General features: G+C 37.0%; 12 protein-coding genes. 3 read left to right on the top strand and 9 right to left on the bottom strand.

Annotated elements, in window-relative coordinates:
- Positions 1-29: 29 nt before the first annotated feature.
- Together HW423_RS08020 and HW423_RS08015 are read right to left on the bottom strand one after the other, a co-directional pair.
- Positions 30-1,199, bottom strand: a complete 1,170-nt coding sequence (locus HW423_RS08020; RefSeq protein WP_218931418.1) for a cation diffusion facilitator family transporter — start codon at positions 1,197-1,199, stop codon at positions 30-32.
- A 445-nt stretch (positions 1,200-1,644) separates the two neighbouring features.
- Positions 1,645-1,854 (bottom strand): hypothetical protein, encoded by a 210-nt coding sequence (locus tag HW423_RS08015; protein ID WP_218931417.1) that lies wholly within the window; start codon positions 1,852-1,854, stop codon positions 1,645-1,647.
- A 190-nt stretch (positions 1,855-2,044) separates the two neighbouring features.
- On the opposite strand from HW423_RS08015, the gene HW423_RS08010 reads away from it, so the two are divergent.
- Complete coding sequence (locus HW423_RS08010; protein ID WP_218931416.1) at positions 2,045-3,982, top strand: glycoside hydrolase family 3 protein; 1,938 nt, start codon at positions 2,045-2,047, stop codon at positions 3,980-3,982.
- Between the two features lie 90 nt (positions 3,983-4,072).
- On the opposite strand, the gene HW423_RS08005 is transcribed toward HW423_RS08010, so the two are convergent.
- The 6 genes from HW423_RS08005 to HW423_RS07980 all read right to left on the bottom strand — a co-directional run bounded on the left by HW423_RS08005 (position 4,073) and on the right by HW423_RS07980 (position 11,168).
- On the bottom strand, positions 4,073-5,200 hold the full coding sequence (locus HW423_RS08005) for a tyramine oxidase subunit B (protein WP_218931415.1): 1,128 nt from the start codon (positions 5,198-5,200) through the stop codon (positions 4,073-4,075).
- Positions 5,201-5,294: 94 nt separating this feature from the next.
- Positions 5,295-6,665, bottom strand: a complete 1,371-nt coding sequence (locus HW423_RS08000; RefSeq protein ID WP_218931414.1) for a CapA family protein — start codon at positions 6,663-6,665, stop codon at positions 5,295-5,297.
- A 21-nt stretch (positions 6,666-6,686) separates the two neighbouring features.
- Entirely contained in the window at positions 6,687-7,532 is an 846-nt protein-coding gene (locus tag HW423_RS07995; protein ID WP_218931413.1) for a hypothetical protein, read from the bottom strand.
- Between the two features lie 162 nt (positions 7,533-7,694).
- Positions 7,695-9,191 (bottom strand): PTS transporter subunit EIIC, encoded by a 1,497-nt coding sequence (locus HW423_RS07990; RefSeq protein ID WP_218931412.1) that lies wholly within the window; start codon positions 9,189-9,191, stop codon positions 7,695-7,697.
- Positions 9,191-10,096 carry an N-acetylmuramic acid 6-phosphate etherase gene (gene murQ / locus HW423_RS07985; RefSeq protein WP_218931411.1) on the bottom strand — a complete coding sequence of 302 codons (906 nt, stop codon included), beginning with the start codon at positions 10,094-10,096 and terminating at the stop codon, positions 9,191-9,193. The genes HW423_RS07990 and murQ overlap by 1 nt, the downstream gene beginning before the upstream one ends.
- Before the next feature lie 4 nt (positions 10,097-10,100).
- Positions 10,101-11,168, bottom strand: coding sequence for a DUF871 domain-containing protein (locus HW423_RS07980; RefSeq protein ID WP_218931410.1), 1,068 nt, complete (start codon positions 11,166-11,168; stop codon positions 10,101-10,103).
- A gap of 590 nt (positions 11,169-11,758) precedes the next feature.
- Here HW423_RS07980 and HW423_RS07975 point away from each other — a divergent pair.
- Positions 11,759-12,205 (top strand): hypothetical protein, encoded by a 447-nt coding sequence (locus tag HW423_RS07975; RefSeq protein ID WP_218931409.1) that lies wholly within the window; start codon positions 11,759-11,761, stop codon positions 12,203-12,205.
- 15 nt (positions 12,206-12,220) lie between these two features.
- Entirely contained in the window at positions 12,221-12,505 is a 285-nt protein-coding gene (locus tag HW423_RS07970) for a hypothetical protein (RefSeq protein ID WP_218931408.1), read from the top strand.
- 329 nt (positions 12,506-12,834) lie between these two features.
- Here the strand turns inward: HW423_RS07970 and HW423_RS07965 are convergent, their stop codons facing one another.
- Positions 12,835-14,064 carry an LL-diaminopimelate aminotransferase gene (locus tag HW423_RS07965; RefSeq protein WP_218931407.1) on the bottom strand — a complete coding sequence of 410 codons (1,230 nt, stop codon included), beginning with the start codon at positions 14,062-14,064 and terminating at the stop codon, positions 12,835-12,837.
- Positions 14,065-14,070 lie beyond the last annotated feature (6 nt).

The following is a 14,070-nucleotide window of genomic DNA, read 5'->3' as shown; positions in this document are numbered from 1 at the left end:
CCAAAGTATACGAAGGAGGGTATTCTTATTTAAACTTCTTTTAACAAATCAAGTCGATCAAATTCTATGACTAATTCATAAGCACCGATGTTTGAATGAATTTTCTCTTGGATCATTGAGATTAATTCATCATTTGATTCCTCCACACCATCAGGAATAACAACATCAAAAGTGATATGACTTCGATGATTTTTACTATCTACTTTAAAATCATGAAACTTTAAATCTAATTGAAATGATTTAAGAATATCTTTAACTTGACGGTAAATAGCTGTGTGTTCTTCATTATGTATTGCAATTGGGTCAACGTGACACACTAATTCTACCCCTAATTTCTCTTCAAAGTCTGCTTCAATTTGATCAATTACTTGATGTGAGTAAGTTAAATCCCAACTATCGTCGATTTCTATATGAATCGTCGCAAAGGTTTTGTTTGGTCCATAATTATGCACAAGTAAATCATGGTAGCCTACGATTGAATCATACTCATCCAATAAAGTCTTCATTGCTTGGATTTCATCTTTAGAGGGACTGGTCCCTAATAAATCATTAATCGAGTCATTAATCGCCTGAATACCACTATAAACAATGATCACAGACAACAAGGCACCTGCATAACCATCGATTTGCCAACCAGTCACCGTCTCAACGGTCGCGGACACGAGTACGATCAGAGTTACAAAGACATCATTTATACTATCTTGTGCCGCACTATGTAATGTATTGGAATGAATAGCCTTAGCTGCTGTCTTGTAAAAATTCCCTTGTATAATCTTAACTAGAATTGACACAACTAATAAAATAAAGACTAGTGGTGAGGCATTTAGAGGCGTCGGATTCATGATTTGTTTAATCGAAGACGTGAAAAATTGAAAACCAACATAAATGATAACAACAGAAATCAATAAGCCCGTAATATATTCTGATCGTTCATGTCCGTAAGGATGTTCTTTATCAGCTGGTTTAGAGGCTGCTCTAAAACCGAATAATGTTAATAAAGAAGACGCAGAATCGCCTAAGTTATTCATTCCATCTGTAATAATAGAAATACTGCCTGACATTGTCCCCGCCAGCAATTTAATTCCAAATAATAAAAAGTTAGAGATTAAGCCCACTCGTCCAGCTAAGATTCCTGCTTTCGGTCGAGCTTCCCCATTGGCTTGCTTACTTAAAAAACGATCAATTAATCCTTTAAACATAATGCGCCTCACTTTTCATAACGTTAGTATCCATTATATCAAATCTCGATATCCTTTTAAAAGAATTATAAAATTCCAACCAAAATAAAAAGCATTCATAAAACGAATTCGTTCTAGAAATGCTGTAAGATTCAGATATGACCTTATTCCACTAATTCAAAATGAACGTATTGATTATCCATTGAAATTTGACCCTCTTCAATATTGAATTCCCAGATGCGATCGCCACGATATATAACAATTTGTTGATTATCAAAGACTAAATATTCAGGATGAACAATATCTAAACTAAAACTAGGAATGATTGGCCATCGAAAAAATATATCTCTAGATATTGTTGATTTTGTAAATTATTCTCATCTGACTAAGCCTCCAAATCAACAACAACGTATAAAGCATCTTCTTTCACCATAAGATTCTTATAATCCATGACTTTTTTTACTGTTTAATCTTCTGTTTCACTCTCAACTAAATAGTCACTATCAGTTTCAATTTGAAGCCGGTTTTCGAGGATGTTAATTTCTTTAATCAATGAGTTCTCATTTGTCACTTCGTATCTACCACATAAAATTTTTTGGAAACTAACATCTGTTGAAATGACTACAAAAGTAAATAATACAGAAACGAACCCAATTTTTTCATCTTTGTCACCCATAACGTGAAATTTTTATCAAAAGCCTCGGGAGTTTTCCTGTTTCTAGTCTAATAATAACACATAAATAATCGGGTCTTATAGTGGTTTTCCTAGGTCGGAAAACGCTTTTATGTTATCATTAAATATCTAAAATATAGCGGAGGTGAAAGTTACAGAAAAACTTTTAAATTAACTTATAAAGGAGAACATGATGAAAAAACTCACGAAATTATTTCTAGCAGGAATGCTATTGTTAAACATCACAACGCCCTACTATTCTGCACAAGCAGAATCTGAAGATAGTATTAATAGCGTCGACGAGATCATCGCAAATATGACTCTCGAAGAGAAAGTCGTTCAAACGCTCATGCCAGACTTTAGAAATTGGGAAGTCGATGGTGAAGAAGTAGGCGTGACTGAATTAAACGATGATATTCGTCAAATCTTAGCCAACTATCAATTTGGTGGTGTCATTTTATTTGCTGAAAATGTGGTCGAAACAGAACAAACAGCCCGACTCGTCTATCAACTGCAAGCCTCTCAAGTTGAAAGTGATCACTTACCTCTTCTGATTGGAATTGACCAAGAAGGTGGAATCGTGAATCGTTTAGGTTCGGGAACTCAATTACCCGGTAATATGGCCCTAGGAGCAACAAATGACCCAGAATACTCGAAACTAGCTGGTGACATTATTGGGAGTGAGCTTAAAGCTTTAGGCATCAATGTAAACTTTGCTCCATCGGTTGATATAAATAATAACCCCAAAAACCCAGTCATCGGTTTACGTTCATTCTCCTCTGATCCTGAGATCGTTTCTGAACATGGCTTGGGTTATATCGAAGGGATTAAAGAACATAACGTCTCTGTTGCCGCGAAACATTTCCCAGGACATGGAGATACCGATGTCGATTCTCACTTCGGCTTACCTGTCGTTGATAAAAGTTTCGATGAATTGATGAATAATGAATTACTTCCTTTCAAAGCTGTGATGGATGCTGACACTGATATGATTATGACAGCACATATTCAGTTCCCACAACTAGAATCAGAGATGAAAGTATCGGAAGAGGATGGTTCTGATATCTTATTACCTGCTACACTCTCTCCAGCAATCTTAACAAATCTAGTTCGTGACGAGATGGCTTATGAAGGCATTGTTATCACAGATGCTTTAAACATGGAAGCTATAGCAAATAACTTTGGTGAGGTTGAAACTTCGATCTTATCTAAAAAAGCTGGCGCGGATATATTATTGATGCCTGTCATTATTAGATCCAATGACGATCTTGCTTTGCTAGATAAGGTGATTCAAGGTCTTGTTGACGCAGTTGAAAGTGAAGACATCCCCATGGATAATATCGACAATTCAGTCCGTCGCATTTTAACGCTTAAGGAAGAATTAGGTTTACTTGAGAATGAATTTTTAAGTCAGTCTGAAGATGAAGTTGTTGCGAATGCAACAGGGATAGTTGGCTCTGACATGAATCGTGCCAATGAACGTGAAATCTCCAATCATGCTGTCACTTTAATTGAAAATACACAAGCCGCTTTACCCATTCAACCGGAAGCAGATGATCATGTATTATTTATTACAGCGGATACAAATCAAGTTCCTGGAACTGAGTTCAGTATAGAGCGGATGCGATTAGAAGAATCACTCTCGTCTGACTTTACTTATGAAATATTGACTTATAATGAAGAAAGTCAATTCACTGACTTTGCAGAGGCAATCTCACAAGCCAGTCATGTCGTAGTATACACGAGTATGGTAGATGAATCCTCTCTTGCTGCTGATAACTTTAGAACAGCGATTCCACAAGAAATATTCACTTACGCAAAAGAGCAAGGTATTCAAACGGTGCAAGTAAGTATTAATAAACCGTATGATGCCGTAAACTTTACTGATAATGATGCGATATTAATTTCTTACGGATATAACGGTATGGACCCAACGGAAGGCGGACAAGAGCCCGTCGCATCATTCGGTCCGAACATTCCTGCTGTGGTTGAAGTCATCTTTGGTGTCACTTCTTCTGAAGAAGGACCTACAGGTCAATTACCTGTTGATTTACCAGTCATCAAGGACGGCGTGTTGTCGCCTACTGAAGTGGCATATCCCGTTGGTTATCAATCTGAGGATTGGAATTAATCAAAAGTAACTATACAAAAAATCTCCTACCCACAGTGGTTAGGAGATTTTTCTATTCATATTTACAGGCAACCTAGAGAATGATTTTCTTTATCTCGCTTGAAACGCTGTTTCCCATAAATTAAGTTTTGTTCCGATATCTTTTTCTAAGGCATTTTGATAAACTTTATAACCCCAAGCAATATCATATAAAGGTTGCCCACCTAAAGCAAAAATGACAATATCATCGTCATTCTCACGTGCATGAACGTTACCTTTAATAATATCACCTACGTTCATAATAATGTCACTCGTCATGCGATCCTCATGAATCCAGTCTAAGAATAATCGGCCTAAAACGCCCATCTCAAGCGTGTTATATGGATAGACATCTTCGTACTTCACTTCTTCATACATCTTCCAATTATCGACGACTAATCGAACATTATTAATGACAAAGTCTGGATCAAAGTTCCCTGAAGAAGACCCTATAATTAGAGCACCTGGTTTAATCCATTCACTCTCAATCTTAGGATTTGCTTCTCCAGAAGTTGCTAAGTTTAAGATATCTGTCTCTCTCACAGCATCTTCAATTGAATAGACAATTTGTATCGATACATTTGGAAATTTTTCTTCTAAATCTTCTTTCAGAATCTGTGATTGTGATTCATCCACATCATAGATCTTAAACACTTCGGCGTTTTTCGCTTCTAAAAGTAATGCGATAGCTGTTGAACTTCCAATCGCGCCCGCACCTAAGACTGCGACCACTTTTGAATCTGGCTTAGCAAGGTAGCGCACACCTACGCCCGGAATTGCTCCAGTTCGCCAAGCACTCAATAAATTAGCTGACATAAAGGCTAATGGTGCACCTGTATCGGCATCATTCAGATTCATTGTGAGAATCGAACGCGGCAGATTTTTATCTTTATTATCAAGGTTCGAACCATACCACTTACATCCTGCGATACGATATTCCCCACCTAAATAGGCCGGCATCGCACAAAATCGACGGTCTGGACCATTGACCGGCATACTTTTATGCTCAGGTTCATCTGGGAACGAGACAACCATTCCGTGAGAATTATTCTCTCTACCACCCATCCGATAATCTTCTGTACTTAATATTCCAAAAACATCCTCCATGACGTTTATACATTCTTGCATATTTAAAACACCTGCATCAATCATATCTTGTTCATTTAAATATAAAAAATCAATTCGCCCATCTTGAGTCATTATTAAAATCCCCTTATAAATTTAGTTTAAATATTAGAGTTATATTATAATAACTCCAGGGAAATGTAAAATAATAGCTAATGTAGCTTTCCATCTATCTGAAAGTATCTGTTGTTTCCTCAGTCACTTCTGTTTCTAAATGAGTTACAAACTCAAAGCCATCCACATAAGTATGCATCCGTTCATCAATCATATCCCACCACAGTTGGCCATCGGGAATTTGATGTAAGTTGATATCAGCAAAGGGAACAACTTGATACATCTTCTCTGCTTCCACCCCCAAGTTAAATATAGGCATAAACTTAGGATTCACAACATTCACTTCACCAGACTCATCACGCTGAAACGTTACTTCAGTAATACCGCCTTGCTTATTATCTAAATCTCTTTGCCCAGTTAGAAAACTCGCTTGAGAATAAATAGCAAAGGTCTCCCCATCATTATACCAATCAACTGGTTGTAGGACATGGGGATGCCCGCCTAAGATTAGCTTAGCCCCTGCATCACTTAATGCTTGAAATATATAAAACTGATCTTCATTCGGCAAAGTATCATATTCATTCCCAAGTTGTAAACTTACGACAACTGCATCCACTTGTTGGGACAATGCTTCAACTTCAGCTACCATTAATGGAACGTCAATCAGACTAATTAAATACTCTTCTCCAGCAGGTACGGGAATACCATTGGTTCCATAAGAATAATTTAAGAATCCGATATTGATGCCATTTGCTTCTATTATTCGGTTTGTATTATAATCTTCCCACGATTCATAACTTCCTACATACATCATGTCCTCATCTTGCAAGTTCTGAAGTGAATAGTGCGCCCCTTCACTGAACCAGTCAAGGGTATGATTTGTGGCATTACTTACGATATCAATACCAATTCTTTTCAGCGCAGTAATGATCTCACTTGGTGCATTAAACTGCGGATACCCTGACATTGGTAGCTGCGGTGAAGCAGCAATCACTTCTAAATTAGCCATCGAAATATCAGCATATTCCAAATAAGGTTGAATATGAGCTAACATCGGCATAAAGTCATAGGCTGCACCTTCATCAAAGAGGTCAGGTTCAAAACCTTCTTCAAGCATATTCGCCACAGTATCTTGATAGATTGGTGAATAAGTGTCAGCCAAATAACTGACACGGTCATGAATTAACACATCCCCAACTGATCTTAAGGTTAACTCCCCTTCTTGTGATGGAAGTGTTTCTTTACCTTCTTTCATTGGTAAGTCCTCAAATAAAAACTCCTGTTCAATCGGTTCAACCGGCTCTTCCGCCATCTCTTCTTGAACACTTTCTTTACTAACAGAAGATTGACTAGCTATTTGAGTGGATTCATTAGAAGTAGAGTCTGCTTGTGATGTATTTGAAAAAGTATAAATATATAAGCCAACGATTGTCAGAATAAGTAAGCTTCCAATGATCGCTAACCACGTTCTTGTTTTTTTAGACATTCATTCTCTCCTTATTCGATTTTATTCTAAGTTGCCTGTCGAAATTTCTTCAACGCTTAAATCTTCCGCCACTGTGACTGTAATATGTTTACCCAAGGGATCTTGCCAGATGAATGAGTGGCTATTCTCTTGAAGATTCTGAACATACGTCCAGTTATCACCAACCACATCGATAACATCTTGAATAATTAAATTATCCCTTTGCTTTAATTCATCAATCTCAGCTTGTGTCACTGTTAAGTTGGCACGACCATAATTAGCTTGCCCAACTTCTAATTGAATTAAATCTTTAGAAGCCCAGTCGTAGGTCATACTATATGTCCCAGTAATATAAGACATTTCATCTTGAATAAATTCAAAATAATAATCCTTATAATTTTCATCCACTTCAGAAAAACTTGGTAAAGCATCAGGATGATTGATTACTTCTTGCACTTTTTCTAAATCAGATTCTGAATCTGTTGTTTGTAATCTTTCAAACGTCGGATACAAATTTCCATATAAATAGTCCACTTGATTGTTTTCATTCATTGAAACCGTCAGTTTAAAGGTATCTACGGCTACCCACATATCATATTTGAGTGAATCTTCTTCATAGGTATACTCATCCCCATATAACTCTATGATATCAGCAATACCGATAATGCCATTCATATTATTACCTGATTCGATCACTTCAGTCACTTTGTCCAAGACATCTTTTATTTTGTTATAGATAGTTTCTTTTGTTTCATCACTGAATTTGCCTTCGAGTATTTGTGTCGCCAAATCAGGGGAAACAGATGGACTTTCACTTTGTTCTTCCGCATGAACTGTTTGGACAACAAGTAGATTTAACAATCCAAGGAATAATAAACGCTTCTTCATAACTCATTCTCCTTATCCTTTTGTCTTTCTTGTTGTATTTTATAACTATTAGTTTACACTAACTAACAATACAATACGAATTTAATCCGGTGAAATCATATGAAACAAAAAAAGACCTTAATGAGAATTAAATCTCATTAAGGTCAATGACTCGTTATCTGATTAGTTAAAGTCAGCTAACGGATCTTGTGCTTGTGAACCTGATCCTTGTAATTCAGTAGGTTCCATGGCTGATTTTGGTACTCCGAAGAAGTATGTAACGACAAAGCCACCAATATAAGCTGCAATTAAACCAATGACATATTGTAACCACATGTTATTAGCAATTAGTGGAATCAAAGCAACTCCACTTGGTCCAATCGCTGTTGCTCCAACACTTCCAAAGAAACCAATCACGGCACCACCAATACCTCCACCGATACAGGCTGTAATAAATGTTCTACCTAATGGTAAAGTGACAGCATAGATGAGTGGTTCACCGATTCCTAAGATACCAACAGGTAAAGCACCTTTAATCATATTTGTTAATTGTTTGTTCTCACGTGCTTTCATCCAAACAGCAATAGCTGCTCCTACTTGTCCTGCACCTGCCATCGCAAGAATAGGTAATAGGTTTGTCTGTCCCGTTGAGCTGATCATTTCAATATGAATAGGCGTTAAGACTTGATGTAAACCAAACATAACGAGTGGTAGGAAGAATGCACCTAATATAAAGCCTGAGAAGGCTCCACCAATATCTAGAACCCAATTTATGGATCCAACTAACGAGGATGAAATGACCCCGGCAACTGGCATGATGACAAAGATTGTTAATAAACCAACTACAAGTAATGCAATTGTTGGTGTAAAGATGATATCTAATGCATCCGGAATCACTTTTCTTACTGCTTTTTCAACATAAGATAAGATGAATACCGCAAAAATTACTCCGATTATCCCACCTTGACCTGCTAATAATGGCTCACCTGTAAAGATATTCATTAATGGGTTTTCTGGATTCATTCCTGATAAGTAAATGATTCCGGCAATAACTCCCCCTAAACCTTGAGTTGCGCCAAATACTTTGGCAGCGTTAATACCTACATAAATATTTAAGTAGCCGAATAAACCATTTTTAATAATATTTAGTATATCAACTGCATGACCCCAAGTGGCTGCATCGAGTTGACCAGCGGTAATCATGTTCTGGAAGATGGATGCAATCCCCCCAATAATACCGGCACCAACGAAGGCTGGTATTAACGGAACAAAGATACTAGCTATAGAGCGAGTAATACGTTTAAAGGCATTGTCATTCCCTTTTTTATATTTTTCTTTATTCTTTTTTGTAATTTGTTCTGTACTAGCTCGTCCAGATGTTAATTCTGGGTCAAGGTTTTCATCGACAGCCGCACCTTTCACACTGCCTGACATACTTGCTAATTCAGTTGCTACTTTACTAGCTGTACCCGGACCGACAACTACTTGTAAGTTATTCCCGTCTTGAACAACACCCATGACACCTTCAACTTTTTTCAATTCAACTTCATCGACGACACTTGGATCAACAAAATCAATCCGGACACGTGTCATACAATTATAGATGTCTGTAGTGTTGTCTTTACCACCCATATGTTTGTATATTTCTTTAGCAATCAATTGTTCTTTTGTTGTATTCATCATTGCTCCTCCTCTTCTTTTATAGCTTCTCGGATAAACCCGTTGTTATGACTTAATATGTCTTTTGCACTATTTGGATCATTATTTGTTAATACCATAACAATGGCCACTTTAACGTTGTTATCTGCTTCTTGAAAAGCTTTTTCTGCTACTTCATAATCACATTCTGTCGCTTGCATTATAATTCGTTTGGAACGTTCTTCTAACTTTTCATTGGTTGGTTGTACGTCTACCATTAAATTTTTATACACTTTTCCAATTTGTACCATCGATACTGTTGATAACATATTTAAGATTAACTTTTGAGCTGTTCCTGCTTTTAACCGAGTTGACCCGGTTAATACTTCTGCGCCTGCATCCACTTCAATGGCAACTTGGCTGTATTCACTAATTTCAGCGCCTTTGTTACAAGCAAGTGATACCGTAGATGCGCCAACTTCTTGAGCATAAGCCAAACCACCTTTAACATAAGGCGTTCGACCACTTGCCGCAATTCCCACAACTGTATCTTTATTAGTTAATTTCAATTCTTTTAAGTCATCTCGCCCAAAATCCGCAGAATCTTCTGCACCTTCAACTGCTGATAACATGGCTTTTTCTCCACCAGCAATTAAACCAACGACCATCTCAGGCGGTGTACTAAAGGTTGGTACACATTCCGCTGCATCTAAGACCCCTAAGCGTCCGCTCGTTCCTGCTCCCATGTATATTAAGCGACCGTCTTGTTTAAAAGATTTCACGATTAATTTAATCGCTGCTTCTATTTGTGGTAAAACTTCTTCAATCGCTTCGGGTACACGACGATCTTCTTGATTCATCAGTGCAATAGCTTCTTGAACGCTCATTTGGTCTAATGCCATTGAAGCTTCATTTCTCGTCTCTGTTGTTAGCTTGTCTAATTTCATCTATCTATCCTCTCTTCCATTGAATTTCAAACGGTTGGCCAGGTCTTATCGCCTCAAGTAAAAGATAATCATCCGATTGTATATAACCCATCACATTAACCTTTTCATCCGCTGGTAGATTCGTTTTTGTTATTTGAACTTCTCCTTCGTATCGAAGATAATTAGAGTTATCAATCGTAATTGAACCTACCGTTCGTTCAGTCATTTGTTCCGGTTTAACTACGAAATCTTGTCTCACCCTTGCTTCCTGACTACGAATGACATCGCGAGCCGCGTCCATTCTTTGAGTATGTCGCCCTTCGATATGTTTCAGTTGTTCGATAGTGTTGGAAGTCGCGACTGCTTCGAAATATAAGACTGTTTCGTTTAAATATTTTTCCCACTGAATTTGACTATAAGTACTCAAACCTGGGTCGCCAATATACACTTTATCAACAAAGGTTGTTTGCCTTAATTCAAGCGCACTCCCTAAAGATTGTTTGTAACGGTGGTCTTCTAAAGTTGGTAATCCTTCATATAAAGGTCCTCTCAAATCACCCTCTCCTGGTACAAAAGCCATGACCGTAATCCCTTGCTCTTTCAGCCACTTGTTCATATTAATAAACTCTAATTTATCTAAGCCCGTTTCAGGACGCGGATAATAATTATGCCAAGCCTCAATCGCCGTGAAATCCACTTCTAACTCTTTTAAAATATTCAAATCTTCTACGCTGATTGTACTCGCATTTAAAACTACATCTACTTGCTCACTAATGAGTTTAATCTCTTCGTGACTGACTCCATAGTCGACTCGAATTCCAGTCACACCTAGTTCATTCAATGGAGTTAAATCTTTATAATAAATACCTAAGTTCTTTAAGGCGTCTCCAGAAACATCAACGACTAATTCCATTTCATAATCTTTTGCTACCGAACCTAATTGCCCTAATCGATCTAAATACAATCCAGAATCATCTTCAGGGATATGAATTGACGAGAAAATACCTTTAAAACCAATCTCATGCATGCGTCTTATGTACTGTTTAACTTCTTCTGTCACATCTTCATTTAAATATATTGAAATACCATACATATCCTCACTCCATTGTAATCGTTTTCTAAACAAATTATACAACTTATGAAATGAAATTTCAATACAAATATTTTGTTTTTATCAAGAATGAAATGAAATTACATTTCAATTGCATTAAGTTACTTTAGGTAATTATTAACACGGACTTGAATATGATTTAATTAACCTTAGAATCAAAGTTTAAAACTTTTTTATAAGGAGGATATCACAATTAGTGGGATGGGAATTAACGGATCGGCTGTTCTCACTTCTTATTCAAAAGAATTAAAAGAAAAAATCATGATGTTACTATTGATTGCTACGATACCTCGTTTAGCTTTGGGCGCGGGGTACTTGTTAGAGAGGATTCAGATTTAGCACTAGTAAATACCAGAACAACTGATATTACTTATGATTACGAATAACCAGGTGAGTATGAAGTTAGGCTAAAAGAAGAAGCAAAAATTGAAGGCGATATTCCCGAATTTATGATGCGTGCCTTGTTTGGTGAGTATTTAAATGATCGAACAATGAAGCAAATTGAATTATTGAATGCAACTGTACACTATGAAACCATCGTAGATATGCGATAGTTAAGTGAAACAAAACAGTTGGAATTAGTCACTGAGTCAAATGAGGTACATCAATATGATCGTGTCCATCTGTGTTCTGGTTCTCTACCAGTATTAGACCCTTACCCTCTAAATGAACTCACACATGACTATTCTGAAGATGACCGTATCGTTGCCATTCGAACAGGTCTAACTGCGATCGACGTTCTCAAATATCTATTACAAGAACGTGAAAATGAATCCGTGTATACTTTCTCACGTCATAACTTTTTCAATACAGTAGGAACAGCAGATTACAGTAGTTTAAAAATGACGCATATTACGATGGATAACGTCAAAGCGACAATGGATTCAAATGAGAAAATTCTCTATTTCGATGCATTAGATAAACTTATTCAAAAAGGGTTTAATCATTTAAATATTCATTTTGAAGATTTCTATAATATTCCTTTGCAAACAGGAACTGCAGGGCTAGGAGAGTCTTAAAATCATTCAAATTTAATGACGAAGACAGAACGTATTGGTGTTTCCACAACTCGAATATTGACTTTCTTATGGCAAAATATGCCTGAATCAGAACGAAAAGCATACTTAAATAAATATCAAGAACCCTTTAACTTAGCTAAAGGAAAACTTCCGATGAAGTCGGCTGAAGCTATTATTGAAGGTGAGGACCGTGGCCAATTAACCATTCTCAAAGATGATGAAACTGTTGATTATGATGATAACTCACGAGAATACATTATGGAGAATGAGAATAATGAAGAGATTTTACGTGCGGAATAGGTTATTAACGTAACGGGTGTAAACCTTCGTTTAGAAGGCGATTTAAATATTCATCCATTAATTCATTCACTATTAAATAAACGCTACATTATGCCTGACACTCCAGGTGGATTGAGTCTCAATGTCTCAACGCAATTGTGATTTCACCTAGTTGGTGCGAAATTCCTACATTTCATGCCCATGGAATGTTAGTGAGTGCAGCTGTTTTTCAAAATAATTCAAATTATAAAACTCAATCCGTTAGCTATCAACTCATCAAAGATATCATTGCTAACTATTAAACAAATAAATACGGATTGAAATTCATTGAGAACTTCAAACCGTATTTTTTATTTATAATAAGTTTCGACGATTCTTTGAGTCGCTTCAACTGTATCTTCATATGTTCCAAAGGCAGTCAGTCGCATAAAGCCTTCACCATTAGCCCCATAGCCAGAACCTGGTGTGATGACAACTTGACTTTCCTGTAGTAATTCATCGAAATATTCCCAAGAAGATAAGTCTCTTGGTGTTTTCAACCAAATATATGGTGCATTTACCCCACCGTAGTGTTCAATCCTCGCATCATTGAAAGCATCAACCATATGCTGAGCATTACGTTGATAATATACAATATTATCCTTCAACTCTTTTTTAACTTCCGGTTCGAAAGTCGCTAATGCCGCGCGTTGAATGATATATGAAGTACCGTTAAATTTCGTTGGTTGGCGACGCGTCCACATGGCATTCAATGATTGACCTTCAATCACAAGTTCTTTAGGTAAGACAGTATAACCTATACGCATACCCGTGAAGCCCGCTGTCTTAGAAAAGCTACGCATTTCAATCGCACATTGCTTAGCCCCTTCACATTCATAGATGGAATGCGGGATATGATCATCTTGTATAAAGGATTCATAAGCCCCATCAAAAATTATGACACTTTCATGCTCAATCGCATAGTCAACCCATTCTTGCAGTTGATCCTTCGTCATAGCGACACCCGTGGGATTATTCGGTGAACAAATATATATCACATCTGGCTGCTCGCCTTCATCAAAATCTGGCACCGCTTGAAAGTGATTATCGACCGTCATCGGAATCGTTATTAATTCAGACCAACTTTGACTCATATCATCATAATGTCCTAAGCGTCCCGCCATAACATTACTATCAATATAAGTCGGATACGCCGGATCACCAATCGCAATCTTAGCTTCCAGACTAAATAACTCTTGAATGGCTCCTGCATCTGTCTTTGAACCATCTGATATAAATAAGTCATCTTCTGATAAATCAATATTCAATGTTTGATAACTATGCACTATAATCGCTTGCTTAAGAAATGGATAGCCAGTACTTGGCCCATAGCCTTTGAAAGTTTCAGAATTCAATTGTTCTTGACCTGCTTGAGTCATTGCTTCAACCACTCCCCTTGGTAAAGGTTGAGTGACATCACCAATAGACAATTTGATAACTTCTGAGTCAGGATTGCCTTCTTTGAATGCTGAAACTTTCTCAGCAATATGATTAAATAAGTAATTCCCAGGTAAGCGATTAAAATTCGGATTTATTTTCATAAAACT

The sequence above is a fragment of the Ruoffia halotolerans genome, from assembly GCF_014049385.1.
GTDB lineage: Bacteria > Bacillota > Bacilli > Lactobacillales > Aerococcaceae > Ruoffia > Ruoffia halotolerans.
Note: the sequence above shows the minus strand (reverse complement) of the source record. Positions and strands in the feature narration are given on the sequence as shown.